Source organism: Acidovorax sp. sic0104 (genome assembly GCF_019219095.1).
Taxonomy (GTDB): Bacteria; Pseudomonadota; Gammaproteobacteria; order Burkholderiales; family Burkholderiaceae_C; genus Acidovorax.
Genome location: NZ_JAHUWH010000001.1, coordinates 499375 through 523730, shown reverse-complemented (window position 1 = coordinate 523730; position 24356 = coordinate 499375). Strand labels below are relative to the sequence as shown.

Here is a 24356-nt window from a genome sequence, read left to right as displayed (position 1 = left end):
CCCTTGTCCCGCCCCCTGGGCCCATGCCCTTGATCGTGGCGGTTTCATGGTGCTCATGTATTGATAGCTGCCTGCGCTTGCTGGTCAAGTGCTAGATGCCAAAATGAACGAAAAATTTGATCATCTGATCGAGCGTGCCGAGCAGCTCATCGCCCGCATCGAATCCGTGCTGCCCCAGCCACTGGGCGCGCCCGACTGGTCGGTGGCCATTGCCTGGCGCTACCGCAAGCGCAGCAGCGGCCACGGCACGCTGGAGCCCGTGCGCCATGTGGCCGCCATGCAGCTGTCGGACTTGAAGGAGATCGATGCGCAGAAGGAAAAGATCGAGCGCAACACCCAGCAGTTCGTGCAGGGCCGCCCCGCCAACAATGTGCTGCTGACAGGCGCACGTGGCACCGGCAAGTCATCGCTCATCAAGGCCTGCCTCAACACCTACGCGCCCGAGGGCCTGCGCTTGATCGAGGTGGACAAGGCCGACCTCGTGGACCTGCCCGACATCGTCGATGTGGTCGCGGGCCGGCCCGAGAAGTTCATCGTCTTCTGCGACGACCTGAGCTTCGAGGACGGCGAGCCGGGCTACAAGGCGCTCAAGTCGATTCTCGATGGATCGGTGGCTGCATCCACGCCCAACGTGCTGATCTACGCCACCAGCAACCGCCGGCACCTGCTGCCCGAGTACATGAAGGAGAACCTGACATACACCCACACCGAAGACGGCGAGGTGCACCCGGGCGAAGTGGTAGAGGAAAAGATCTCCCTGTCGGAGCGCTTTGGCCTGTGGGTGAGCTTCTACCCCTTCAGCCAGGAGGAATACCTCACCATCGTCGCGCAGTGGCTCTCGTCGATGGGCGTATCGGCGGATGCGATCGCGGCAGCGCGGCCCCAGGCGCTCGTTTGGGCCCTGGAGCGCGGCTCGCGCAGCGGGCGGGTCGCGTACCAGTTCGCGCGCGACTACGCGGGGCAGCACGGTGGCTGAAGCACGCACACACACCGAGGTTGCCGTCGGCATCCTGCTGCGCAGCGACGGCGCCATGCTGTTGTCCACGCGACCGCCGGGCAAGCCTTACGCGGGGTACTGGGAGTTCCCGGGCGGCAAGCTCGAAGCGGGCGAGACGGTGGAGCAGGCGCTGCGCCGCGAACTCATCGAGGAGCTGGGGGTCACCATCGGCCCCGCCGATGTCTGGAAGGTCACCGAGCACGACTATCCCCATGCGCTGGTCCGCCTGCACTGGTGCAAGGTCCGGGAGTGGAACGGTGACTTCGAAATGCGCGAGGGCCAGTCCATGGCTTGGCAGCAGATGCCGCTGACCGTGTCCCCCGTTCTGCCAGGGGCCTATCCGGTGCTGGAGTGGTTGGCCCAGGAGCGCGGCCTTCGGTTCACGCCACCGGGCGAAGCGGCGTAGTGCTATTGAATTTATAGCTATTGGCGCTTGTTCCTAGGGCGTTTCAGGCAATTTTCCTGAAACATCCGTGGCGCTGCGTTGATCTGCGGTCAGTGCTCCGTGCGCGGGTCGCCGTACTGTGCGTCCTGCGGTGGCGCGTCTGCCGGCATGCGGAAGTCTTCGCTGGCCCACGCGCCCAGGTCCACCTGTTTGCAGCGTTCGCTGCAGAAGGGGCGGTAGGCGTTGGCAGGGCTGTAGATGCTGTCCCCGCCGCAACTGGGGCACGCCACAATCCGCTGTTTCTCAGGGTTGCCGGGTGTCCCGGCGCGTGGGGCGGATGCCATCTTCTTCTCTTTCATCCTTGGATCCCATGGTCCGTCAGGCGCACAAGGTCAGCTCAAAGGCCGCGTCTTCCGTGCTGGCGTGCAGCCGGGCGTCGTCCTCCAGGCGCATCAGCCGTACCGACACGATCAGGCGGTTGCCGCTGATCTCGGGGATCAGGTTCAGACTGGGGTCGATGCGAAGCCGAAGCAACTGGAAGGTGCGGCCCTGCGGCAGGTTCTGCTGGAACTGGCCGCGCTCGGCTGCTACCTTCTGCGGCACCCCGGAGTCGCGCAGCAGCTTGAGCAGGACATAGATCGACTCCGCCAGCGGTGCCAGCGTGGACGCCCACTGCTCGAGCGCCTCCTGGCGCACGCCCGGCGCGTGATGCTGCCAGGCGTAGTAGGCCGGCAGGTCAAAGCCGCAGGTGCCCCCGGGGATGCCCACCCGGCTGCGGATGCTCATCAGCCAGTCGTTCTCGGTGAGCACGTGACCGGATTTGCCGGACTGGGTATTGAGTGCGTTGAAGCATCGGTCCAACTGGGCAATCACCGCATCGAGCGCGGCCTCGGAAATCGAGGGATTGCCGCGGTAGCTGTCGAGCTGGTGCTTGTGCTTTTCGATGTCCTTGAGGACGTCCGCCTTCAGGTCTGCACGCGCAGCGACATCCATGATCTCGAAGATCGTGACCAGGGCGAAGTGGTGGTCCAGGGCGTGGGAGCGAGGGATGAGCTCCCCCAGACGCCGAAAGAGCTGCTCAAGCCGCAGGTAGGTACGCAGTCGCTCGTTGAAGGGATATTCGTAAAGGATCACGCTGGCGGGTTCCTGGAGGCTCAGGGAATATTCTGACGCCGGTGGCGCACGGCAGGGGGTGAAAGCACAAACGGCTTCCCACGCATCATAGCCCGAACAATGCTGCGGTCTGCCGGGCCTGAACCTGCAACTGCGCGAGCGTGCAGTCCCCGTCGTTGGAGATCACCGCATCGGCCACTGCCCGGCGTGCAGACCGGCTGGCCTGCGACGCGATGATGCCCTCTACCGTTTCGCGGGCCAGGCCGCTGCGCTGCATCACGCGGGTGATCTGCGTCTGGGCAGAGCAGTCCACCACCACCACTGCATCCAGGCGTCCCGCCCATCGACCAGATTCTGCAAGCAGAGGGATATCGAACACCACCAGTGCGCATCCCTCGTCACTCGCCCTCTGCGCCTGAAGATTGCTCTGCAGTGTGACCAGCGGATGGACGATGGCTTCCAACTGGGCGCGTGCATCGGGGCTGCTGAACGCCAGCGCGCGCATGCGCGCTCGGTCCAGGGCCCCCGTGGCCACGTCCACGAAGTCGCGCCCAAAAGCTGCTTCTATCGCCGGCATGGCCGCACCTTGGGGGCCCGTCACATCACGCGCGATTCCGTCTGCGTCTATGAGGGCCGCGCCTTCGGCCACCCACATCCGGCCCACCGTACTCTTGCCGCTGCCGATCCCGCCTGTCAGGCCGATGCGCAGGGGGCGGCGGTTGCTGCGGGGCATGCTTTGCCGGAGGCTAGAGCCCGAACAGCCGCAGAACGGAGTTCAGGATGGTGCTGGGACCGAAGACCATGGCCGTGAAGCCCGCGCCCACCAGAAACGGCCCGAAGGGCACGTAGCCGCCTTCTCGCAGGCTGCTGAAGATCTTCATGCAGATTCCGACGATGGCGCCAATGACGGAAGACATCAGGATGATCGGTACCAGCGCCTGCCAGCCGAACCATGCGCCCAGGGCGGCAAACAGCTTGAAGTCGCCGTAGCCCATGCCCTCCTTGCCCGTCGCCAGCTTGAAGCCCCAGTAGACGATCCAGAGGGACAGGTAGCCCGCAGCCGCGCCCGCCACGGAAGCCTGCAGCGGGACATCGGTCCATTGGAGGGACGACGCCAGCAACCCGGCCCAGAGCAGGGGCAGGGTAATGTCGTCCGGCAGCAGGGTCGTGTCCCAGTCGATGAAGGCAAGAGCCACCAGCGCGGCCGAGAAGCCACACCAGGCGATGCCGGTGGGCGTCACCCCCCAGCGCTGGATGCAAAAGAAGAACAGCGCACCGGTGGCCAGTTCGACCAGCGGGTATCTGGCGGAGATCCGCACCTTGCACGCCGAGCAGCGGCCGCGCAAAAAGAGGTAGCTCAGCACCGGAATATTCTCGAACCACTGCACCTCATGGCCGCACGAGGGGCAGCGCGACCTCGGTGTCATGAGGTTGAAGGGGGGCGGCTGCACCACGCCTTCGCTGCCCTGCACCGAGTCACTGGCGTCCGCAGACATGGCCGCAAGTTCAGCGGCCCATTGGCGCTCCATCATCTTCGGCAGCCGATAGATGACAACGTTGAGAAAGCTCCCGATCAACAGCCCGAACAACCCGCCGAAGCCAGCATTCAACCAAGTCTCCATCTCCATTACACGACTTGACCAAGCTTGAAGATAGGCAGGTACATCGAAACGACGATGCCACCGATCAAGGTGCCCAGGAACACGATGATGATTGGCTCCATCAGGCTCGACAGGCCCGCCACCATTTCATCGACTTCGGCTTCATAGAAGTCGGCCGCCTTGCCAAGCATGTGGTCGATGGAGCCGGACTCTTCACCGATGGCGCACATCTGGATGACCATGGAGGGAAAGATGTTGGCATTTCCCATCGCAGCCGTCAGGCTGGTGCCGGTGGAAACCTCTTGCTGGATCTTTTCCGTGGCCATCAGGTACACGGAATTGCCCGAGGCACCGCCCACGGAATCAAGCGCTTCCACCAGGGGCACGCCGGCCGCGAACATGGTGGACAAAGTGCGCGTCCAGCGGGCGACGCAGGATTTCTCGATCAAGCCGCCAAAAACCGGCACTTTCAGCAGCAGCCGGTCCATGAACATCTGGACCTTTTCATTTCTGCGCCAGGCTTGCATGAAGAAAAAGAAGCCGCCGCCGATGAGACCGAAAATCAGCCACCACCATTTGACGAAATAATCGCTCACCCCCATCACGAACAGTGTCGGAGCGGGGAGGTCAGCGCCGAATGACGTGAAAACTTCCTTGAATGCCGGAATCACGAAAATCATGATCACAGTGGTCACGACAAACGCCACAATCACCACGGAAATCGGATACATCAATGCCGATTTGATTTTCGACTTGATGGCCTCCGTCTTTTCCATGTAGGTGGCCAGACGGTCCAGCAGTGCTTCCAAAATACCCGCTGCCTCGCCGGCCTCCACCAGGTTGCAGTAGAGGCTGTCGAAGTACATCGGGTGCTTGCGGAATGCCGCATTGAGCGACGTGCCGGTCTCCACATCGGACCTGATGTCGTTCAAGAGCTTGGTGACGCTCGCATTGGTATTGCCACGGCCCACGATGTCGAAGGACTGCAGCAGCGGGACACCGGCTTTCATCATGGTGGCCAGTTGCCGCGTGAACAGGGCGATATCTTTCGGCTTGATCTTCTTGCCGGAGCGCATCCGGCGCTTCTTGATCTTGGTCGGGAAGACGCCTTGCCGGCGCAGGGTGGCCTGCACCTGGTTCTCGCCCACGGCACGTGTTTCGCCACGTACAACCTTGCCGTTGCGGTCCTTGCCTTCCCACTCGTAAACAAACTCTTTAACGTCGCGAGACGATGATGCAGCGGTTGCCATATGGACCCTCTAACTCTTATTCATTGGTGACGGCAAGAACCTCTTCCAATGAGGTGAGGCCGAGTTTTGCTTTGTGGAGGCCAGAGTCCCGCAGGGACCTGACCCCTTCGATTTTTGCCTGCTCCGCGATTTCCAATGCGCTGCCGTCACGCAGGATGATGCGTTGAATATCTTCTGATATGGGCATCACCTGATAGATGCCTACCCGGCCCTTGTAGCCGTTGTTGCAGGCTGAGCAACCCACAGCGCGGTATGTCACCCAAGAGCCATCGAGATCTTCCTCCGGGTAGCCAGCGTCGACCATGGCTTCGTGCGGTATGTCGGCTGGAACCTTGCAAACGGGGCACAGTCTGCGTGCAAGCCGTTGCGCGGTGATCAATATCACGCTGGACGCGATATTGAACGGGAGTATCCCCATATTGCGCATCCGGGTCAGCGTCGTGGGCGCATCGTTCGTGTGCAGCGTGGACAAGACCAAGTGACCTGTTTGCGCTGCCTTGATGGAAATATCGGCGGTTTCGAGGTCCCGGATTTCCCCCACCATGATGATGTCCGGGTCCTGGCGCAGGAACGATTTGAGCGCCACGGCGAACGTCAAGCCGGCCCGCTCATTGACGTTGACCTGATTGACACCCGGCAAATTGATTTCGGACGGATCTTCCGCCGTTGCAATATTGACCCCTGGCTTGTTGAGCAGATTCAGGCAGGTATACAGGGACACTGTCTTGCCCGAGCCCGTGGGACCCGTGACCAGGATCATGCCGTACGGTCGACCGATGGCCTGGAGCAGCCGCTCCTTTTCCTCCGGTTCGTAACCCAGCGCGTCAATGCCCAGCTTTGCGCTGCTGGGGTCCAGAATACGGATCACGATCTTCTCGCCGAACAGCGTAGGAAGCGTGCTCACCCGGAAATCGATGACGCGGTCCGGACCCACCTTGAGTTTCATCCGTCCGTCCTGGGGAACCCGTTTCTCTGAAATATCGAGCCGGGAAATCACCTTGATGCGGGAGGCCAGTTTGTCCTTGATCGCAATCGGGGGGGAAGCAATTTCTCGAAGCTCGCCGTCGATGCGGAACCGGACGCGGTACTGATGCTCGTACGGCTCGAAATGCAGATCGGAAGCGCGCATGTTGAACGCGTCCAGCAGCATCTTGTGCAGAAATTTGACAATGGGCGCATCTTCTACATCGCCACTGCCCGCGTCATTGTTGTCAGGCGCTTCCTCAACGGCAACATCGTCGAATTCAAAATCGCTGCTGGTGGAATTGAGTGCATCCAGCGACTGCGATGCCGATTTGCTGGCTGCTTCCACGAGCCTGCTGAGCTTGTCATATTCGGCAATAATCCAGTCCACCCCCATCTGAGTGGTGAACTTGATTTTCTCTGCTGCTTCCTGGTCGGTCGGATCTGCGGTGGCGACGATCAGCCGGTTATTGCGCTTGCTGAGAACGACGACCCTGTAGGCCATGCAAATCTTGGGATCGAGCAGTTCCTTGGGGAGGCGCAGAGGGTCGATAGCCTCCAGATCCAGCAGAGGCGCCCCGAAAACGGCAGACACAGTGTGAGCGAGGTCGTTGGCCGACACTGCGCCAGATCCCGTCAGCTCCGCAATAAAGCTGGTCCTGCTGATTTGTGATTTTTTGTAAATATCCTCGGCAAGCTTTTGGGTGAGTTTGCCGGCAGAAATCAGTGCCCGTCCCAGGCCGGGGAGGGCAACTGCAGAAGCTTCTTTGGGGGCAGTATCAACAGCGGCCATGTAACCGGGGGATGTGTTAGGTTTGGAAAAGAAACCATCCTATCATCGCCGATGCTCCATGGGGTGTACAGCGCGGGGTATTCGCAACAGCGCCACAAAAAGCGCGTTGATCTCAAATCAGAGAAAGAAAAGTGGTGGTCGGGGTGAGAGGATTCGAACCTCCGGCCTCTACGTCCCGAACGTAGCGCTCTACCAGGCTAAGCTACACCCCGCATGGCCTTCGGCTTGAGGCCGATGCTGCTGTTGCATCAGTGCCGCCGGGCCAGTAATTGTGCTGCCAATTCTAGCAAGCCGGACGTGTGGGCGTTGCCTGGCAATAGCTCAGCGGCAGCGATGGCGCGGCGTGCTTCGGCAAAGGCTGCGGCGCGAGTTACTTCCAGGGCGCCCGTCTCGCGAACGATGTGCACCACCTGGGCCAACTGCTCGGTAGAGCCCTGCTCGATGGCTTCTCGCACGATTTGGGCCTGATCGGCAGAGCCGCGCTGCATGGCGGCGATCAGGGGAAGTGTGGATTTGCCTTCCCGGAGGTCATCCCCGAGGTTTTTCCCCATCTCCTCCGCGTCGCCGTCGTAGTCGAGCACATCGTCGATGATCTGGAAGGCGGTGCCCAGGGCTTGCCCATAGGTGGCGCATGCCTCTTCGATGGCCGGGGGGCTATCGGCCAGCACGGCGCCCAGCCTGGCGCTGGCCTCGAAGAGCTTGGCGGTCTTGGAGCGAATGACCCGCAGGTAGCCCGCCTCGTCCAGCGATGCATCGTGCATGTTCATCAACTGCAGTACCTCGCCCTCGGCGATCACATTCGTGGCTTCAGAGAGGATCTCCATGATGCGCATGCTGCCCGCTTCGACCATCATCTGGAAGGATCGTGTGTGCAGAAAGTCCCCCACCAGCACACTCGCGGGGTTGCCGAAGGTTTCATTGGCTGTGGGCCGGCCACGGCGCAGGGTGGATGCATCCACGACATCGTCATGCAGCAGGGTGGCTGTGTGGATGAGTTCGACCACGGCCGCGAGGCTGTGGCGGTGCGAACCCCGGTAGCCGAGCGCGCCGCACACCATGAGCAGCAACGCGGGCCGCAGGCGCTTGCCGCCTGCGGCAATGATGTACTGGGAAATCTGGGCCACCAGAGGGACGCTGGACGTCAATCGCTGACCGATGACCTTGTCGACCTCGTGCATGTCTTGTGCAACGAGCAGGAGGGGGGAGGCTGCGGGAGCGGTGTTGTCAGTCAAGATGATGGCCACAGAAAGTGCCCGGATTATAGGAAGCCCGCGAGGCCGCTCTGCCGCTGCAGCCATCCAGTGGCCCCGCCGCACCGGGGGGCTGGCGCGTTTTGGAGCCGTGCGCTATACTCGTGGGCTCTGCGGAAATCCGTCTGCAGAACTCATATCAAGAGGTTTCACATGTACGCGGTCATAAAAACCGGCGGCAAGCAGTATCGCGTTGCTTCCGGCGAAAAAATTAAAGTAGAACAGATTGCTGCGGACGTAGGCCAGGAGATCGTGATTGACCAGGTTCTGGCTGTCGGCAACGGCGCTGAGCTCAAGGTTGGCACTCCCCTGGTGTCCGGCGCAACCGTGAAAGCCACCGTCGTGGCCCACGGCAAGCACGACAAGGTTCGCATCTTCAAGATGCGCCGTCGCAAGCACTATCAGAAGCGCCAAGGCCACCGCCAGCAGTTCACCGAACTGCAAATCGGCGTGATCGCTGGTTAATCCAAGGAGCTAAGTCATGGCACAGAAAAAAGGCGGCGGCTCTACGCGAAACGGACGCGACTCCAAGCCAAAGATGCTGGGTGTCAAGGCCTACGGTGGTGAACTGATCAGCGCTGGCTCGATCATCGTGCGCCAACGCGGCACGCGTTTCCACCCCGGCACCAATGTCGGCGTGGGCAAGGACCACACGTTGTTCGCTCTGGTCGATGGCCACGTGTCGTTCGGCACCAAGGGCGCAATGTCCAAGCAAACGGTCAGTGTGACTGCTGCCTGAGGTTCTTTTCCTCCGGCAACCATCGAAGCCCCGCCTGGTCGGGGCTTTGTTATTTGGTCTGCAAGACGACGGCGGCATGCAGGCCGCCGGCCGTGGCAGGCCGCACCTGAACGAGGTGCCTTTGCGGCTGCGCAAAGGGCGTTGGCCCGAAGGCTCTGCCAGGGCCGCCTCCTTCTGTAAACTGGATACCCCATGAAGTTCGTCGACGAAGCCTTTATTGACATTGCTGCCGGTGATGGCGGCAATGGCTGCGTGTCTTTCCGGCACGAAAAGTACAAGGAGTTCGGTGGTCCCAACGGGGGCGACGGCGGACGCGGGGGGCATGTCTTTGCAGTGGCGGACCCCAATCTCAATACGCTGGTGGACTACCGCTACTCGCGCCGGCACGATGCCAAGCGCGGAGAGCACGGCATGGGCTCGGACATGTTCGGCGCTGCGGGGGCGGACATCACGTTGAAGATGCCTGTCGGCACCATCATCACCGATGCCGAAACCGGCGAGGTCCTGTACGAGCTGCTCAATCCGGGCGAGGTGATCACGATCGCGAAGGGGGGCGATGGCGGCTTCGGCAACCTGCGCTTCAAGAGCGCCATCAACCGCGCGCCGCGCCAAAAGACGCCTGGTTGGCCCGGCGAGAAGAAGAACCTGAAGCTCGAGCTCAAGGTCCTGGCCGATGTGGGCCTGCTGGGCATGCCCAACGCCGGCAAGTCGACCTTCATCACGGCTGTGTCCAATGCGCGGCCGAAAATCGCAGATTATCCCTTCACCACGCTGCACCCCAATCTGGGCGTCGTGCGCGTGGGCCCGGAGCAAAGCTTCGTGGTGGCAGACATACCGGGGCTGATCGAAGGCGCTTCCGAAGGAGCAGGCCTGGGGCACCAGTTCCTGCGCCATCTGCAGCGCACACGGCTTTTGTTGCATATCGTGGACCTGGCTCCTTTCGACGACGCGGTCGATCCCGTCGCGCAGGCCAAGGCCATCGTGAACGAGTTGAAGAAGTACGACCAGAAGCTTTACAACAAGCCGCGCTGGCTGGTGCTGAACAAGCTGGACATGGTGCCGGCTGAAGAGCGCGAGGCCCGGGTAAAGGACTTCGTCAAGCGGTTCAAGTGGAAGGGGCCGGTCTTCGAGATTTCGGCGTTGACGCGCGAAGGCTGCGAGCCTTTGATCCATGCGATCTTCCGGCACGTCCAGTCCGAGCAGCGGGTGGAGAACGAGCCGGTGGAAGTCGATCCCCGGTTTGCTGGCGACGCCCCGGCCTGAGTGGTGTGCGGCAGGATGTCGCTGAATCGATTGCTATATATTTCATAGCTTCTGACGCTTGCAGGACGGGTGTTAGAGGCCCAAATCACACAAAAAATGGTTTCCAGCGTATTGCGTGATGCCCGCCGCATCGTGGTCAAGGTCGGCTCCAGTCTCGTGACCAACGAAGGCCGTGGCCTGGACGAGGCCGCCATCGGCGAATGGAGCCGCCAGCTTGCCGCCCTCGTGCGGGGCGAGGGCGGTGCGCCGCGCGAAGTGATCATGGTCTCCAGCGGCGCCATCGCAGAGGGCATGAAGCGCCTGGGCTGGACCACGCGGCCGCACGAAATCCATGAGTTGCAGGCGGCGGCTGCCGTCGGGCAGATGGGCCTGGCGCAGATGTACGAGACCAAGCTGCGAGAGCAGGGCATGGGCAGCGCGCAGGTGCTGCTCACCCATGCCGACCTGGCCGACCGCGAGCGTTACCTGAATGCGCGGTCGACGCTGCTGACGCTGTTGCGCCTGGGCGTGGTGCCCGTCATCAACGAAAACGACACGGTGGTCAACGATGAAATCAAGTTCGGCGACAACGACACCCTGGGCGCCCTGGTGGCCAATCTGGTCGAAGCCGATGCGCTGATCATCCTGACCGACCAGAAGGGGCTGTACACCGCCGACCCGCGCCGCGACCCTGCGGCCCAGTTCGTGCACGAGGCCAAGGCTGGGGACCTGGCCCTGGAAGCCATGGCCGGTGGGGCGGGCTCCAGCATCGGCAGGGGCGGCATGATCACCAAGATTCTGGCAGCCAAGCGGGCTGCAGGCTCGGGCGCCTCGACGGTGATCGCCTGGGGCCGAGAGCCTGACGTACTGGTGCGCCTGGTCAGCGGCGAAGCGCTGGGCACGCTGCTGGTAGCGCAGACACAAAAGAAGCAGGCCCGCAAGCAATGGATGGCCGACCATCTGCAGTTGCGTGGCGCCGTGGTGGTGGACGCTGGTGCGGCTGCCAAGGTCCGCGATGAGGGCAAGAGCCTGCTGCCCATTGGCATGGTGTCGGTGGAGGGCCACTTCTCGCGCGGCGACGTCATTGCCGTGCGTGATGCGGCCGGTGTGGAGATTGCCCGCGGTCTGGCCAACTACGCGGCCGCTGAAGCGCGCCTGCTGTGCCGTAAACCTTCGTCCGAGTTCGAGAAGCTGCTCGGCTATGTGGCCGAAGCGGAGATGGTGCACCGTGACAATCTGGTGCTGGCGGCGTCCCAGCCCGCACGCTGACGCGACTGCGGGGCAGGGGATGCCGGTCGCCTGGAGCGGCCGGGCCGCAACTCTCCATAGCCCCGCTTTCATAAAAAATGCCTGCACGTTGATGCAGGCATCTTCACTGGGCCATCTGTTTTCCTGCCGGACCGCCGACTTCGGCCGGCGGATTGACCCGTTCTAACGCGGTGCGGTCACCGTCGGGCTTGGCGGCAAGGCATCCAGCTCGGCCGGCATGCTGGTCTGCGGATCCGGGTCGAAGCTGGCGCCTGGCGGCAACTCCATGCCCGGATTGAGCAGCATCGAGCCCGTGCGGTACATGGCGCCCGCATGCTCGCCCTCGCGGGTGCGCATGCCACTGCGCAGGTACCGGTTGCGCTGCTCATGACGCGGCAGATAGCGGGCCAGTTCGGTCAAGGCCATCTCGTAGACGCCCCGCTTGAACTCGACCACCACGTCCAGCGGCACCCAATAGTCGTTCCAGCGCCAGGCGTCGAACTCCGGGTGGTTGGTGGCCCGCAGGTTCAGATCCCAGTCGTGGCCCATCAATTGCAGCAGATACCAGATTTGTTTCTGCCCTTTGTAGTGTCCGCGCGCATCACGGCGGATGTACCGGTCAGGCACCTCGTAGCGCAACCAGTCCCGGGTACGGGCCACCACGCGCACGTGATTGGGCAATAATCCCACCTCCTCATGCAGTTCGCGGAACATGGCCTGTTCGGGGGTTTCGCCCCGGTCAATGCCCCCCTGCGGAAACTGCCAGCTGTGGGTGCGTATGCGCTTGCCCCAGAACACCTGGTTCTTCTGGTTGAGCAGGATGATGCCGACGTTCGGCCGAAAGCCGTCCCGGTCAAGCATAATCAAACCCCAATTTTTAAACTGTGTCCATTATGCACGGCGCCTAGCGTGCGGCAAGTGGGCTGCTCCCTTCTGCCCGAAATCGATCCCGATGAAAGCCTCCCAGTTCTTTATTTCCACCCTGAAGGAAGCTCCGGCAGATGCCGAAGTGGTCAGCCACAAGCTCATGACGCGGGCGGGCATGATCAAGAAGCTCGGCGCGGGCATCTATAACTACATGCCCATGGGTCTTCGGGTGGTCCGCAAGGTCGAAGCCATCGTGCGCGAGGAGATGAACCGCGCTGGTGCCGTGGAGCTGACCATGCCCGTGGTGCAGCCCGCCGAGTTCTGGCAGGAAACGGGCCGCTTCGACAAGATGGGCCCCGAGCTGCTGCGCATCCAGGACCGCCACGGCCGCGACTTCGTCGTGCAGCCCACCAGCGAAGAAGTGGTCACTGACATCGCTCGCCAGGAGCTCAAGAGCTACAAGCAGCTGCCCAAGAATTTCTACCAGATCCAGACCAAGTTCCGCGACGAGCGCCGTCCGCGCTTCGGCCTGATGCGTGGGCGGGAATTCATCATGAAGGACGCCTACAGCTTCGACAAGGACCAGGCGTCCGCCAAGGCCAGCTACCAGGTCATGGCCAAGGCCTACCGCCAGATCTTCGACCGTTTCGGCCTCACCTACCGCGCCGTGGCGGCTGATAGCGGCGCCATCGGCGGCGATCTGTCCGAAGAGTTCCAGGTGATCGCCGCCACTGGCGAAGACGCCATCGTCTACTGCCCGGCCAGCGACTACGCCGCCAACATGGAAAAGGCCGAGGCCCTGGCCCCCGCCGGCCCCCGCCCCGCAGCCGCGAAGGCGATGGAAAAGACGCCCACGCCCGGCAAGGCCACCTGCGCTGACGTGGCCGAGCTGCTGGGCGTGCCGCTCAAGACCACCGTCAAGTCCCTGGTACTGGCCACCGACGAAACCAACGAGGCCGGCGAGATCGTCAAGAGCCAGGTCTGGCTGCTGCTGCTGCGCGGCGACCACGACATGAACGAGATCAAGGTCTCCAAGGTGCCGGGGCTCGATGCGAACTTCCGCTTCGCCACCCTCACCGAGATCGAAGAGCACTTCGGCTGCAAGCCCGGCTACCTGGGCCCCATCGGCCTGAAGAAGCCCTTGAAGATCGTGGCAGACCGTGAAGTGGCCGTCATGGCCGACTGGATCTGCGGCGCCAACGAGGCCGACTTCCACATCACCGGCGTGAACTGGGGCCGCGATCTGCCCGAGCCCGACGCCATTGCCGACCTGCGCAACGTCGTGGCCGGCGACCTGTCGCCCGACGGCAAGGGCGAGCTGGCCATCGAGCGCGGCATCGAGGTGGGCCATGTGTTCTACCTGGGCACCAAGTACAGCAAGGGCATGAACGCCACCTTCCTGGGCGACGACGGCAAGCCTGCGTTCTTCGAGATGGGCTGCTACGGCATCGGCATCACGCGCCTGCCCGCTGCCGCCATCGAGCAAAACCATGACGAGCGCGGCATCATCTGGCCCGACGCGATCGCGCCGTTCACCGTGGTCATCTGCCCCGTGGGCATGGACCGCAGCGAGGCCGTCAAGGCCACTGCCGAGCAGTTGTACGCCGACCTGCTGGCCGCTGGCGTGGATGTGATCCTGGACGACCGTGGCGAGCGCCCTGGCGCGATGTTTGCCGACTGGGAGCTGATCGGCGTGCCGCACCGCGTGACCATCGGGGACAAGAGCCTCAAGGAAGGCGTGGTCGAGTACCAGCACCGCCGCGAAACGGCTGCCACCAAGGTGGCCACTGCAGACATCCTGGCCCACTTGAAGGGCCGCATGGCACCATGAGCGCGAAGTGGGTGGGCGCTGGCGACGGTGCGCACCCGCTGGCAGGCGGGGTGTCCCGGCGCGGCTGGCTGATGGCGGCGGCATCCGTGGCAGGCCCGGCGGGCTGGCTGGGTATGCCGCAGGCCGCGCACGCGGGTGGCCAGCTCGAAGAGCCGCTCATGGACTCGGTGCGCACGGCGCTCAGCTCTGCCATCGCCAACAAGGCGCCGCCCGAGCCCGAGTTCGCCACCACCGAGGCGCGCATTCACTACCTGCGGTGGCTGGGCACCATGAGCGACCGGCTGCGCCGCCGCAAGCCCGAATGGGAGATCCGCCGCGACTTCCTGCAGACCGTCTGGTACGAGTCCAAGCGCGCTGGCCTGGACGTTTCGCTGGTGCTGGGCCTCGTGCAGGTCGAGAGCGCCTTTCGCAAGTTTGCCGTCTCCAGCGTGGGTGCACGCGGCTACATGCAGGTCATGCCGTTCTGGACGCGCGTGATCGGCGATGGCGACGCGGGCAAGCTGTTCCACATGCAGACCAACCTGCGCTTTGGCTGCGTGATCCTGCGGCACTACATCGACCGCGAACGTGGCGACCTGTTCATGGCGCTGGGCCGCTACAACGGCAGTCGGGGGCGCTCTCCTTACCCGGACGCCGTGTTCGGCGCGCAGCGCAACTGGCTGTTCGGCGAAAAGCCGCAGCTGCCGACGGGTTAGCGATCGATTCGATGCTATTATTTCAATAGCTATCGACGCTTTACTGTAAAGCGATAGAAGGCTTTTTTGCCTGATTGGCTACATGCCGCAGATGCCTCCCGATCCTCTCGGGATGAGCCCGCCGAAGCCAGGGCGAGCTTTGAGCGTGCAAGGCTTCGACAGGCCTGTCCTGAGTCTGTCGAAGGGCTCAGCCTGAACGGGCGAGCGCCAAAGATCAGCCTTCAGCCTTCGCCATGGCAGGTGCCGGCGGGCTGGCCTCGCTCTGTGGCACGCCCAGGCGTGACACCATCACCTGGTCGATGCGGTAGCTGTCCACGTCCAGCACCTCGAACTTGTAGCCGCCCCAGCTCACGCTGTCGGTGCGGCGTGGCACGCGGCGCAGCATCACCATCAGGAAGCCGGCCAGCGTTTCGTACTCTTCGGCATGTGGCAGCTCGTCGAGCGACAGCGCATGCAGCACGTCCTGCACCGGCGTCACGCCGTCGATGAGCCACGAGTTCTCGTCGCGCCGCACGATCTGTTCCTCATCCGCCGGGCCCACCACCAGGTCGCCCATCACCGTGCTCATCACGTCGTTGAGTGTGACCACCCCCACGACCAGGCTGTACTCGTTCACGATCACCGCGAAATCCTCGTGCACCAGGCGGAACTGCTCGAGGACCTCCGACAGGGTGAGCCGGTCGGGCACGATGAGCACCTTGCGCACCAGGCTGTCGTCGGCCAGAGAAATGGGCTGGTTGTTCAGCACGCGCTGGAACAGATCCTTGGCGTCCACGTAGCCCACCACGTGGTCGATGTCGCCCTCGCACACCGGGTAGGTGGAGAACGGCTCGGCCGCGATGCGCAGGCGGATGACGGAGTCGGGCTCATCGCGCAAGAAAAAGGCGATGCGGTCGCGCGGCGACATGGCGCTCGAGACCATGCGGGTGTCGAGCTCGAACACGTTGGTGATGACCTGCTGCTCGCGCGCCGCCAGCACCCCCGCGCGGGCGCCGGCTTCCATCATGGCCAGGATGTCGTCGGACGTGATGCGGTCGTCGCGCAGCGACGACAGGCCCAGCACCCTGAAAAGAGCGTCCGCCCCGCGGCTGTAGAACCACACCATGGGGCGCAGCAGTGTCATGCACCATGCCATGGGCTGGGCCAGCCGTACCACCATGCGTTCGGGCTCGGCCATGCCCAGGCGCTTGGGGAAGAGGTCGGCAAACAGGATGAACAGCGAGGTAATGGCCGCGAACGATGCGAGAAAACCGACGGTCTGGGCCGTGGTGTCCGACAGCCACAGCTCGAACAGCGCGGTGAAGTGCGGGCTCAACGCTCCCTCGCCAACGATACCGCCCAGGATGGCCACCGCGTTCTGACCCACCTGCACCACCGTGAAGTAGTCGCCCGGCTGCTCCTGCATGCGCAGGACGCGGTCGGCGCGCGGGTCGCCCTCGTCGGCCATCTGGCGCAGCCGCAGGCGGCGCGCGGCCGCGAGCGAAATCTCGGCCATGGAAAAGAAGGCGCTGGCTGCAATCAGCAGCCCGATCACGAAGAGGCTTTGGGACAGGGTCATGGGTGGAGGATGGAGGCAGCGCTGGGCTTGGCGCACCGGCTGTCCGAGTGTATCTGCGCCTCCTGCGGGCGCATACGGGGCTTCCGAGCGCGCACAGGAGCGCACAGGAGCGCTCCTGTGCGCCCAGGACCAGGTGCGCGGACGCAGACCGGGCCGCGTGCCCCGCGCTATTGCAGGAACCCGATGCGGCTGCGCCCTGAAGCGACCCGGGGAAGGTCGGCGATCTCCACGGTGGAGCGCCGGTCCAGCCGCGCGTTGCCAAAGCCGGTCATCAGCGCGCGGCGCATTTCGCGCGGCGGCATCTGCGCCAGGTGGTCGAGCACGTCGCCGTGAGGTTCCGGATCCAGCATCCGGCCCCAGTCGTGGCCCGCCAGGATGCCGGTGTACAGGTTGCTTGCGATGGCACGCGCCTGCTCCAGCGTGGGGGCTTCCACCTCGAACACGTTCATGCGGTTCAGGATGGGGTCGGGTATGCCGCGCGGGTCGTTGGCGGTGGTGATCCAGATCACCTGGCTGGCATCAATGGCCACTTCGGCGAACTCGTCGGTAAAGCTCTGCGCCGTGTCGTGCTCCAGCAGGCTGTACAGCGCGCCCAGCGGGTCGTACTGCGCATCGCTGCTGGCCTTGTCGATCTCGTCCACCACGATGACGGGATTGGCATATTCGCCCTCCACCAGCGCCTCGAACACCTTGCCCGGGCGCGCTCCCTTCCACTGCGCGGACGAGCCCGACAACAGCCAGCCGGCGGTCATGGAGCTCATGGGCAGAAGGTTCATGCCCGTGCCCAGCAGTTCGGCCAGGTTGCGCGCAAAGTGGGTCTTGCCGATGCCGGGCGGGCCCAGCAGCAGCATCGGCGTCACCTCCAGGCCGTCGCTGCTGTCCTGCGCCAGGGCGACGTGGCGCCGCACGTCATCCAGCACCTCGGTGAAGTTGGGCAATTGCTCGTACAGGCTGGCCATGTCCGGCACGCCCGACGGCTTGACATGAAAGCGCTCCGGCCCGCGCTCCAGCATGCGTTCGTACACGGTGCGCAGGGTTTCGTATTCGCGCTGATTGCCGGACTCCTGGAGCCGCGCGAGCTTGCGCTCGACGTCGCCGGGGTGGAACACACTGCGCATCTGGGCCACCGGCAGGCGAAGCGCGGGTGGCTGGGGAACAAGGCTATGGCTGGTCATTGCATGCTCCTTCGTGATGTGGGTCACACAACCATTCAAGCACACAACATGCCTGCTGCAGCATCGGAAAAGTCCCCGATTGGGGCAGTTGTTGCGGGTGCTGTTGCAAGCCGCGCACACACAACGCAAAAAGCCGCCCGAAGGCGGCCTGTGCCTTGGCGGGGCCAGCGCCCCGCGTGGGGACTCAGCCCTCGGTGCCCAGCACCTGCTTGAGCTCGCCCGACTCGTACATCTCCATCATGATGTCCGAGCCGCCGATGAACTCGCCCTTCACGTACAGCTGCGGGATGGTGGGCCAGTTGCTGTATTCCTTGATGCCCTGGCGGATTTCGTCATCTTCCAGCACGTTCACCGTGACGACGCTCTTGGGGTCCACGCCGCTGGCCTTGAGGATCTGGATGGCACGGCCGGAGAAGCCGCACATGGGAAAGGTGGAGTTGCCCTTCATGAACAGCAGGATGTCGCTGGATTTGACGAGGGCGTCGATGCGTTGTTGGGTGTCGCTCATGGGAATACTCCTTGAAAAGGGCTGGCGGGCCGGTGTGGGTGGCCCGCAATGGATGGATTATTTCACTGTCCGCCACTGGCCGCCTGTGCAGCGCTCGATGCCGGCCAGATCGTTGCGGCTTTGCACCTGCTCGAAACCCCGGGCCGTGAGCAGGCCACGCACCGCTTCGGCCTGGTCGTGGCCATGTTCCAGCAACAGCCAGCCCCCGGGACCGAGGTGACCGGGGGCCTGCGCCACGATGGTGCGGATGTCGGTGAGTCCGTCGGCGCCGCTGGCCAGGGCCTGCAGCGGCTCGTGGGTGAGTGCGGCCAGGTGGGGGTCCTGTGCGGGGATGTAGGGCGGGTTGGAGACGATGATGTCCAACTGCACGCCCGCCAGGCTTGCCAGCCAGTCGCTGTGCAGGAACTGCACCGCCAGGCCCAGCCGCTCGGCGTTGGCCTGGGCCACGGCAAGGGCGTCGGTGCTGGCATCCACCGCCAGCACCTGGGCCGTTGGGCGCTGGCTTTTCAGTGCCAGCGCGATGGCGCCGCTGCCGGTGCCCAGGTCCGCCACCCGGGGGGCGGGAGCATCCAGGTGCGCTGGAGCGATCAGTTCCAGGGCCCAGTCCACCAGCGTTTCGGTGTCGGGGCGCGGGTCGAGCACGCGGGAGTCCACCTGCAGTGCCAGGCCGTAGAACTCCTTGCGGCCGGTGAGGTAGGCCACAGGCTCGCCTGCGGCGCGGCGCTGGCACAGGGTGATGAACTGCGCATGCATGGCGTCACCGAGTACATCGGTGTCGTGCGCCAGCAGCCAGGCGCGGCCGGCGTCGGGGCGGCCCAGCGTGTGCAGCAGCAGCAACTGGGCGTCGATGCGCGCAAGGCCCAGGGTGTGGGCCTGGGCCAGCGCCTGGGCCAGGGTGGGGTGGGTGGGTTTCACTCTTGTTTTGATAGCTGGTGGCGCTTGTCCTGTGAGCGGTAGAGCGGTTTTTTGGCTCATCGGTTCGGCCTGTGCACCTGTCTGAAAGCACGCAGGCTGATGGTTTGCGGTTCAGGCGGACGCGCCTGTTTCCAGCTCTTCCAGCTGCTCTGCCTCGCGCGCATGGGCCAGGGCCTGCAGCACGTCGGCCAGGTCGCCTTCCATCACATACAGCAGCTTGTACAGCGTGAGGTTGATGCGGTGGTCCGTCAGCCGCCCCTGCGGGAAGTTGTACGTGCGGATGCGGTCGCTGCGGTCGCCGCTGCCGATCAGGCCCTTGCGCAGCGCGGCCTCCTTGGCGGCGCGCTCGCTGCGTTCCTTTTCCTGAATGCGCGCCTGCAGCACCTGCAGCGCCTTGGCCTTGTTGGCGTGCTGGCTGCGGCCGTCCTGGCACTCGGCCACGATACCGGTGGGCAAGTGCACCACGCGCACGGCCGAGTCGGTCTTGTTGATGTGCTGGCCGCCCGCGCCGCTGGCCCGGAAGGTGTCGATGCGCAGGTCGGCCGGGTTGAGCTTGATGGCCTCGTGTTCGTCGGGCTCGGGCATCACGGCCACGGTGCAGGCGCTGGTATGGATGCGGCCCTGCGTTTCGGTGGCGGGAACGCGCTGCACGCGGTGGCCGCCGGATTCGAACTTGAGTGCGCCGTATACCTGGTCACCTTCGATGCGCAGCACGATCTCCTTGTAGCCGCCCAGCTCGGCCGCGTTCTCGCTGACCACTTCCACCTTCCAGCCCACGTTGGCGGCGTAGCGGGTGTACATGCGGGTCAGGTCGCCCGCGAACAGGGCCGATTCGTCGCCGCCGGTGCCCGCGCGGATTTCGACGAAGGCGTTGCGCGCGTCGTCGGGGTCCTTGGGCAGCAGCAGGCGCTGCAGTTCGTCTTCGAGCTGCAGCAGCTCGGCTTCGCTACTTGCGATTTCTTCCTGCGCCATCTCGGCCATGTCGGGGTCGGCCAGCATCTCGCGTGCGCCGGCCAGGTCGGCCTCGCGCTGCTGGTAGCGCGCGTAGCGGCCCGCGATCTGGGTCACCTCGGCATGCTCGACGGAGATGCGGCGGTACTGCGCCATGTCGCTCATGATGTCTTCGCGCGAGAGCAGGAAGTCGAGTTCGCCAAGGCGCTGCGCGTAACGCTCCAGCTGGGTTCTGAGAAAGGGTTTCATGAAAATTCAGTGTACGAAGCGCTACTGATTCAGTAGCTGGTAGCGCTTGCTGGACAAGCGCTGCGGGCCAAAAAGGCTGCTATGGCGGGCGAGCGCCGCTACAGACCGCTGCTTTTGGCGTTGGAGCGCAGGAAGAGGCGCGAGACGGTCTGGGCCGTGTGGGCACGCATCTCCGCGTCGCCCGCGCGCAGCTCGGCCAGGGTGCCGTGCAGCATCTTCTGCGTGAGGCCGCGCGACAGGGCTTCGAGCACGGCGTCCACGTCCTCGCCCTTGGCCAGCAGCTTCTTGGCGCGCGCGATCTCGGCGGCGCGCCACTCGTCGGTCTGGGCATTGAGCTGCTGGATCAGCGGCACGACGCCGCCGGTCTCGCTGCCCACGGGGCTGCGCAGCTCCATCCAGTGCATGAAGCTCTGCACGCCCGCGTCGATGATGGCCTCGGCCTGCTCCACTGCGGCCTGGCGATTGGCCTGCGCCGTCTGCACCACGCTGGCCAGATCGTCCACGGTGTACAGGTATACATCCCCCAGGGCCTTGACCTCGGGCTCGATGTCGCGCGGCACGGCCAGGTCGACCATGAAGATGGGGCGGTGGCGACGCTTCTTGAGGGCGCGCTCCACGGCCCCCAGTCCGATGATGGGCAGGCTGCTCGCGGTGCAACTGATCACGGCGTCGAACTCGTGCAGGCGCTCGGGCAGGTCGGCCAGGCGCATCACCTCTCCGCCGAAGCGGGTGGCGAGCTTCTCGCCGCGCTCGAGGGTGCGGTTGGCAATGGCGATCTGCTTGGGGTTCTTGGCCGCGAAGTGCGTGGCGCACAGCTCGATCATCTCGCCCGCGCCGACGAACAGCACGCGGATCTTGGAGAGATCCTCGAACAGCTGGCTGGCCAGGCGCACGGCGGCGGCGGCCATGCTGATGCTGTGCGCGCCGATCTCGGTGCTGGTGCGTACCTCTTTCGCCACGGCGAAGCTGCGCTGGAACAGCTGGTTGAGCGTGCTGCCCAGGGCGCCTGCGGTTTCGGCCGCGCGCACGGCGTCCTTCATTTGGCCCAGGATCTGCGCCTCGCCCAGCACCATCGAATCGAGCCCGCTGGCCACGCGGAATGCATGGCGCGCGACCAGGCTGTCTTCCAGGGTGTAGGAGTGCGAGCGCAGGAGTGCGGGGCTCACGCCGCCGCTTTGCGCCAGCCAGCCCAGCGTGTGGTCCAGCGCGGGGCCGGGCGTGGAGGTGGGGGCGGCGCAGTAGATCTCGGTGCGGTTGCAGGTGGAGATGATGGCGGTTTCCACCCCAGGATGGCGGCTGGCACCGCCGCCGGAGCTGCCCAGCGACTGGCGCAGGCCCTGCAGCGTGGGCTCGATCTGGTCGAGCGCGAACGCAAACCGGCCGCGCAGGTCGAGCGGCGCGGTGGTGTGGTTGATGCCGAGGGCCCAGACTGCCATAGCCGCCGATTATAAAATTGTTGGCTTGTGTGAGCAGCGGTGCTTGCCAAAGCCTTGATTTGGGTCAATTCCATGGGTCCGCTCGACATCCTCAACCACGCGCTCAATTTCATGGCCCCGGCCGCTGCCGTGGCCCTGCTGCTGGTGCTGTGCGGCCGCCTGTTCGGTGCCAAGGGGGCGTCTGCCATGGCGGGATGGCGCCAGTTCGCCATCGTATTCGGGGTGGGGCTGGCGGTGCTGGCTGCGGGCCTGGTGGTCTTTGGGCGCGACGGCAAGATGCTGACCTACGCCGCGCTGGTGGTGGCCACCGCCACCTGCCAGTGGTTTTTGGGGCGGGCCTGGCGCGGCTGACCGGGCCGGGCGATCCCGCACTGAAACCGTGCGGTATGCGTGCGCCGCTACCATGCGGGCCATTGCGCTCATGACTGCACCCCGCCCCTTGCCTCACCTGCCGTTCCCTGTCGTCCCCGCGCTGCGCGCTGGGGCACCGGTGCGTCTGCCGCAAGAAGCCGCCCCGCGTCACCAGGGCCGGGCCCTGCGCTCCCTGCACGGGTTCCAGGCCCGAAGCTGATACCGCGCCGGCCTGCGTGCAACAGGTTGGCGCTGATTGCTTGGATGGCCGGTGCGCAGCGCACGGGCCAGGGCCCCCGCACAACTTCTCCCCCGTTCGTTTGATTTTTCCAAAGCCACAGGCCGTGCACCGCGCGCCTGGGGCCACAGACGTGCGGCCCGTCCTTTCCGGGGCGCGGCCGCCGCATTGCAGGAGCGTGCCGTGCCACTTGATCTGGTGTTGCCTTTTGTCGGCTGGCGTCTGCCGGCCTGGTGCCGCGGGTGGCATCGCCCGCAGGAACTGCGCATCGATGTCGGCCCCGCGCCCGACGATTCGCTGGACCAGGAATTGGACACCTTGCACAGGCGCCTGCACCGGCCGGGCGACCGTCTGTTCGGGCTGCCTACCCACCCTTTGCGCGATCCGCAGTTCGTGATGCACTGCCGGGAGGCGGACGGCGAGTGGTACGTGTATGTCGAGGACTTGGCGGCCCGGCGCCTGGCGGGCTACACCGTGTTCAACCGCCTCGTCGAGGTGGACCGGCATGCTGATGCCCACGTGCGCGCTCCACACTCCAAGTACGCAGCGACCTACCAGCGTCGCGGCCTGGCAACGGCCGTGTACGGCTGGGCGCTGGAGGCGGGCCTGTGCCTCGTCTCCGGCGCGCGCCAGTCCCCCGGCGCACACGCGCTGTGGTGTGCGCTGGCTCGCCGCCATGCGTGGGGGCATGTGGAGCTGCGCGGCAAGCGGCTGGCCTACCTGGGCCGCGAGTTGCCGGCGCATCAGCGGGAGGCCTTGAATGTGCGAATGTTCCTGCTTGGCAAGGGCTGGACGCTCGCAAGCTTTGCCGCCGCCGTGCGCATGCGCGATGGCAGGGGTGACGGCGCCTAGAATTCCTCGGCGCCCGCCCATGGGGCCCGCGCAGGCAACGACAGAGCGTCGGACCGATAGAGATAGACAGACAGACCAACAGACCAACAACCAGGAGACATTCATGAAGACCCTCACGCGCACCCTGCTGGCATTGGCCGCAGGCCTGGCGGTTTCGGCCGCTGCACATGCCCAGGGCTTTCCTTCCAAACCGATCCGCATCGTGGTGGGCTTCCCGGCTGGCGGTCCGCTGGACCAGCATGCCCGCCTGCTCACCGACAAGCTGCAGGCCGTGCTGGGCCAGCCCGTGCTGGTGGACTACAAGGCCGGAGCCGGCGGCACCGTGGGTGCGCAGGAGGTGATGAAATCGCCCCCGGACGGCCACACGCTCATGCTGGCCAACACCGGCGTCATGGTCATCAACCCGGCCCTTTACAGCCGCCTGCCGTACGCCACGCTCAAGGATTTCACGCCCATTGCGCGCACCGCCATGCAGCCGCTGGCCCTGCTGGTCAACCCCAATGTGCCTGCGAAGAGCCTGCAGGAGTTCATGGCGCATGCCAAATCGCGTCCGGGGCAGGTCAATTTCGGCTCGGCCGGCAACGGCGGCATCAGCCACCTGGTGCCCGAGATGTTCAAGACCGCCACCGGCTTGTTCATGGTGCACATCCCGTACCGGGGCAGCGCGCCGGCGTTCACCGACCTGATGGGCGGGCAGGTGCAGTTCATGGCCGAGAGCATTCCGCAGGCCGCCTCGTACCACAAGCAGGGCAAGGTGCGCGCCCTGGCCGTGACCAGCCGCGAGCGCAACCCCGCGTTGCCCGAGGTGCCCACGGTGATCGAAAGTGGCATCAAGGGCTTCGAGGTGGTGGGCTTCTACGGCTTTCTCGCACCCGCCGGAACACCCAAGGATGTGGTGGCCAAGCTCAGCGATGCTTTCGGACAGGTGATGCAGTCGCCCGAGGTGAAGAACCGCATGGTGAGCCAGGGGGCGGACCCGGCTTACCTGGGCGCGGACGACTTCGCGAAGTTCCTGGCCAGCGAAATGCCGCGCTGGGCGGATGCGGTGAAGAAGTCGGGGGCGAAGCTGGATTAGGGAGACGTCGCTGCGGCGCTCTCAGCAACCCCCAAACCGCTCACTCTGAGCCCGTCGAAGCGCCGCGCCAGGCT

At 64.7% G+C, this 24356-nt stretch carries 25 protein-coding genes and 1 tRNA gene; 11 read left to right on the top strand and 15 right to left on the bottom strand.

What is annotated here, in order from left to right; translation table 11 throughout:
- Positions 1–103 precede the first annotated feature (103 nt).
- Together KW835_RS02420 and KW835_RS02415 are read left to right on the top strand one after the other, a co-directional pair.
- On the top strand, positions 104–976 hold the full coding sequence (locus KW835_RS02420; RefSeq protein ID WP_218380674.1) for an ATP-binding protein: 873 nt from the start codon (positions 104–106) through the stop codon (positions 974–976).
- Positions 969–1403, top strand: a complete 435-nt coding sequence (locus KW835_RS02415; RefSeq protein WP_218380673.1) for an NUDIX domain-containing protein — start codon at positions 969–971, stop codon at positions 1401–1403. Before KW835_RS02420 ends, KW835_RS02415 begins: the two co-directional genes overlap by 8 nt.
- Before the next feature lie 89 nt (positions 1404–1492).
- On the opposite strand, the gene KW835_RS02410 is transcribed toward KW835_RS02415, so the two are convergent.
- The 8 genes from KW835_RS02410 to KW835_RS02375 form a co-directional block, all read right to left on the bottom strand.
- Positions 1493–1726, bottom strand: coding sequence for a DNA gyrase inhibitor YacG (locus KW835_RS02410; protein WP_218380672.1), 234 nt, complete (start codon positions 1724–1726; stop codon positions 1493–1495).
- Between the two features lie 34 nt (positions 1727–1760).
- Entirely contained in the window at positions 1761–2516 is a 756-nt protein-coding gene (gene zapD, locus KW835_RS02405; RefSeq protein ID WP_218380671.1) for a cell division protein ZapD, read from the bottom strand.
- 85 nt (positions 2517–2601) lie between these two features.
- Entirely contained in the window at positions 2602–3228 is a 627-nt protein-coding gene (gene coaE, locus KW835_RS02400) for a dephospho-CoA kinase (protein ID WP_218380670.1), read from the bottom strand.
- A 13-nt stretch (positions 3229–3241) separates the two neighbouring features.
- Positions 3242–4123 carry an A24 family peptidase gene (locus KW835_RS02395; RefSeq protein ID WP_218380669.1) on the bottom strand — a complete coding sequence of 294 codons (882 nt, stop codon included), beginning with the start codon at positions 4121–4123 and terminating at the stop codon, positions 3242–3244.
- Entirely contained in the window at positions 4123–5346 is a 1224-nt protein-coding gene (locus KW835_RS02390) for a type II secretion system F family protein (RefSeq protein WP_218380668.1), read from the bottom strand. Before KW835_RS02390 ends, KW835_RS02395 begins: the two co-directional genes overlap by 1 nt.
- Positions 5347–5362: 16 nt before the next feature.
- The gene (gene pilB / locus KW835_RS02385; protein ID WP_218380667.1) at positions 5363–7102 is read right to left on the bottom strand and encodes a type IV-A pilus assembly ATPase PilB; all 1740 of its coding nucleotides are present in this window, start codon (positions 7100–7102) and stop codon (positions 5363–5365) included.
- A gap of 135 nt (positions 7103–7237) precedes the next feature.
- Positions 7238–7314, bottom strand: a tRNA-Pro gene (locus tag KW835_RS02380).
- A 36-nt stretch (positions 7315–7350) separates the two neighbouring features.
- Positions 7351–8280 (bottom strand): polyprenyl synthetase family protein, encoded by a 930-nt coding sequence (locus KW835_RS02375; RefSeq protein ID WP_218381040.1) that lies wholly within the window; start codon positions 8278–8280, stop codon positions 7351–7353.
- 225 nt (positions 8281–8505) lie between these two features.
- Here KW835_RS02375 and rplU point away from each other — a divergent pair, with 225 nt between their 5' ends.
- The 4 genes from rplU (at position 8506) to proB (ending at position 11602) form a co-directional block, all read left to right on the top strand.
- Positions 8506–8817 (top strand): 50S ribosomal protein L21, encoded by a 312-nt coding sequence (gene rplU, locus KW835_RS02370; protein WP_218380666.1) that lies wholly within the window; start codon positions 8506–8508, stop codon positions 8815–8817.
- A gap of 16 nt (positions 8818–8833) precedes the next feature.
- Positions 8834–9091, top strand: a complete 258-nt coding sequence (gene rpmA, locus KW835_RS02365) for a 50S ribosomal protein L27 (RefSeq protein WP_218380665.1) — start codon at positions 8834–8836, stop codon at positions 9089–9091.
- Positions 9092–9283: 192 nt separating this feature from the next.
- Entirely contained in the window at positions 9284–10354 is a 1071-nt protein-coding gene (gene cgtA / locus KW835_RS02360) for an Obg family GTPase CgtA (protein ID WP_218380664.1), read from the top strand.
- 96 nt (positions 10355–10450) lie between these two features.
- Positions 10451–11602, top strand: a complete 1152-nt coding sequence (gene proB, locus KW835_RS02355; RefSeq protein ID WP_218380663.1) for a glutamate 5-kinase — start codon at positions 10451–10453, stop codon at positions 11600–11602.
- A 162-nt stretch (positions 11603–11764) separates the two neighbouring features.
- Here proB and KW835_RS02350 read toward each other — a convergent pair whose 3' ends face one another.
- Positions 11765–12442, bottom strand: a complete 678-nt coding sequence (locus tag KW835_RS02350; protein WP_218380662.1) for an RNA pyrophosphohydrolase — start codon at positions 12440–12442, stop codon at positions 11765–11767.
- Between the two features lie 91 nt (positions 12443–12533).
- Here KW835_RS02350 and KW835_RS02345 point away from each other — a divergent pair, with 91 nt between their 5' ends.
- Entirely contained in the window at positions 12534–14279 is a 1746-nt protein-coding gene (locus KW835_RS02345; RefSeq protein WP_218380661.1) for a proline--tRNA ligase, read from the top strand.
- A complete protein-coding gene (locus tag KW835_RS02340; RefSeq protein ID WP_218380660.1) occupies positions 14276–14974 on the top strand; it encodes a lytic transglycosylase domain-containing protein in 699 nt (232 codons plus the stop codon). The genes KW835_RS02345 and KW835_RS02340 overlap by 4 nt, the downstream gene beginning before the upstream one ends.
- Before the next feature lie 214 nt (positions 14975–15188).
- Here the strand turns inward: KW835_RS02340 and KW835_RS02335 are convergent, their stop codons facing one another.
- The 6 genes from KW835_RS02335 to hemA all read right to left on the bottom strand — a co-directional run bounded on the left by KW835_RS02335 (position 15189) and on the right by hemA (position 21766).
- Entirely contained in the window at positions 15189–16532 is a 1344-nt protein-coding gene (locus KW835_RS02335; RefSeq protein ID WP_218380659.1) for a hemolysin family protein, read from the bottom strand.
- 167 nt (positions 16533–16699) lie between these two features.
- Positions 16700–17707 (bottom strand): AAA family ATPase, encoded by a 1008-nt coding sequence (locus KW835_RS02330; RefSeq protein WP_218380658.1) that lies wholly within the window; start codon positions 17705–17707, stop codon positions 16700–16702.
- Positions 17708–17891: 184 nt separating this feature from the next.
- The gene (gene grxD / locus KW835_RS02325) at positions 17892–18215 is read right to left on the bottom strand and encodes a Grx4 family monothiol glutaredoxin (protein WP_218380657.1); all 324 of its coding nucleotides are present in this window, start codon (positions 18213–18215) and stop codon (positions 17892–17894) included.
- Between the two features lie 57 nt (positions 18216–18272).
- Positions 18273–19130: a peptide chain release factor N(5)-glutamine methyltransferase gene (gene prmC, locus KW835_RS02320; protein WP_339385482.1), complete on the bottom strand. Its 858-nt coding sequence runs from the start codon at positions 19128–19130 to the stop codon at positions 18273–18275.
- 111 nt (positions 19131–19241) lie between these two features.
- Positions 19242–20330: a peptide chain release factor 1 gene (prfA, locus tag KW835_RS02315; RefSeq protein ID WP_218380655.1), complete on the bottom strand. Its 1089-nt coding sequence runs from the start codon at positions 20328–20330 to the stop codon at positions 19242–19244.
- A 98-nt stretch (positions 20331–20428) separates the two neighbouring features.
- Positions 20429–21766, bottom strand: a complete 1338-nt coding sequence (gene hemA / locus KW835_RS02310; protein ID WP_218380654.1) for a glutamyl-tRNA reductase — start codon at positions 21764–21766, stop codon at positions 20429–20431.
- A 72-nt stretch (positions 21767–21838) separates the two neighbouring features.
- Here hemA and KW835_RS02305 point away from each other — a divergent pair, with 72 nt between their 5' ends.
- The 3 genes from KW835_RS02305 (at position 21839) to KW835_RS02295 (ending at position 24282) form a co-directional block, all read left to right on the top strand.
- Positions 21839–22117, top strand: a complete 279-nt coding sequence (locus tag KW835_RS02305; RefSeq protein ID WP_218380653.1) for a hypothetical protein — start codon at positions 21839–21841, stop codon at positions 22115–22117.
- A 436-nt stretch (positions 22118–22553) separates the two neighbouring features.
- Positions 22554–23207, top strand: coding sequence for an N-acetyltransferase (locus tag KW835_RS02300; protein ID WP_370633573.1), 654 nt, complete (start codon positions 22554–22556; stop codon positions 23205–23207).
- A 103-nt stretch (positions 23208–23310) separates the two neighbouring features.
- On the top strand, positions 23311–24282 hold the full coding sequence (locus KW835_RS02295) for a tripartite tricarboxylate transporter substrate binding protein (RefSeq protein ID WP_218380652.1): 972 nt from the start codon (positions 23311–23313) through the stop codon (positions 24280–24282).
- Positions 24283–24356: the final 74 nt, after the last annotated feature.

Coding starts and splice junctions, on each gene's coding strand:
- KW835_RS02420 (WP_218380674.1), top strand. CDS start 104: ATGAACGAAAAATTTGATCATCTGATCGAGCGTGCCGAGCAGCTCATC.
- KW835_RS02410 (WP_218380672.1), bottom strand. CDS start 1,726: ATGGCATCCGCCCCACGCGCCGGGACACCCGGCAACCCTGAGAAACAG.
- coaE (WP_218380670.1), bottom strand. CDS start 3,228: ATGCCCCGCAGCAACCGCCGCCCCCTGCGCATCGGCCTGACAGGCGGG.
- KW835_RS02395 (WP_218380669.1), bottom strand. CDS start 4,123: ATGGAGATGGAGACTTGGTTGAATGCTGGCTTCGGCGGGTTGTTCGGG.
- KW835_RS02390 (WP_218380668.1), bottom strand. CDS start 5,346: ATGGCAACCGCTGCATCATCGTCTCGCGACGTTAAAGAGTTTGTTTAC.
- pilB (WP_218380667.1), bottom strand. CDS start 7,102: ATGGCCGCTGTTGATACTGCCCCCAAAGAAGCTTCTGCAGTTGCCCTC.
- KW835_RS02375 (WP_218381040.1), bottom strand. CDS start 8,280: ATGCACGAGGTCGACAAGGTCATCGGTCAGCGATTGACGTCCAGCGTC.
- rplU (WP_218380666.1), top strand. CDS start 8,506: ATGTACGCGGTCATAAAAACCGGCGGCAAGCAGTATCGCGTTGCTTCC.
- rpmA (WP_218380665.1), top strand. CDS start 8,834: ATGGCACAGAAAAAAGGCGGCGGCTCTACGCGAAACGGACGCGACTCC.
- cgtA (WP_218380664.1), top strand. CDS start 9,284: ATGAAGTTCGTCGACGAAGCCTTTATTGACATTGCTGCCGGTGATGGC.
- proB (WP_218380663.1), top strand. CDS start 10,451: ATGGTTTCCAGCGTATTGCGTGATGCCCGCCGCATCGTGGTCAAGGTC.
- KW835_RS02350 (WP_218380662.1), bottom strand. CDS start 12,442: ATGCTTGACCGGGACGGCTTTCGGCCGAACGTCGGCATCATCCTGCTC.
- KW835_RS02345 (WP_218380661.1), top strand. CDS start 12,534: ATGAAAGCCTCCCAGTTCTTTATTTCCACCCTGAAGGAAGCTCCGGCA.
- KW835_RS02340 (WP_218380660.1), top strand. CDS start 14,276: ATGAGCGCGAAGTGGGTGGGCGCTGGCGACGGTGCGCACCCGCTGGCA.
- KW835_RS02335 (WP_218380659.1), bottom strand. CDS start 16,532: ATGACCCTGTCCCAAAGCCTCTTCGTGATCGGGCTGCTGATTGCAGCC.
- KW835_RS02330 (WP_218380658.1), bottom strand. CDS start 17,707: ATGACCAGCCATAGCCTTGTTCCCCAGCCACCCGCGCTTCGCCTGCCG.
- grxD (WP_218380657.1), bottom strand. CDS start 18,215: ATGAGCGACACCCAACAACGCATCGACGCCCTCGTCAAATCCAGCGAC.
- prfA (WP_218380655.1), bottom strand. CDS start 20,330: ATGAAACCCTTTCTCAGAACCCAGCTGGAGCGTTACGCGCAGCGCCTT.
- hemA (WP_218380654.1), bottom strand. CDS start 21,766: ATGGCAGTCTGGGCCCTCGGCATCAACCACACCACCGCGCCGCTCGAC.
- KW835_RS02305 (WP_218380653.1), top strand. CDS start 21,839: ATGGGTCCGCTCGACATCCTCAACCACGCGCTCAATTTCATGGCCCCG.
- KW835_RS02295 (WP_218380652.1), top strand. CDS start 23,311: ATGAAGACCCTCACGCGCACCCTGCTGGCATTGGCCGCAGGCCTGGCG.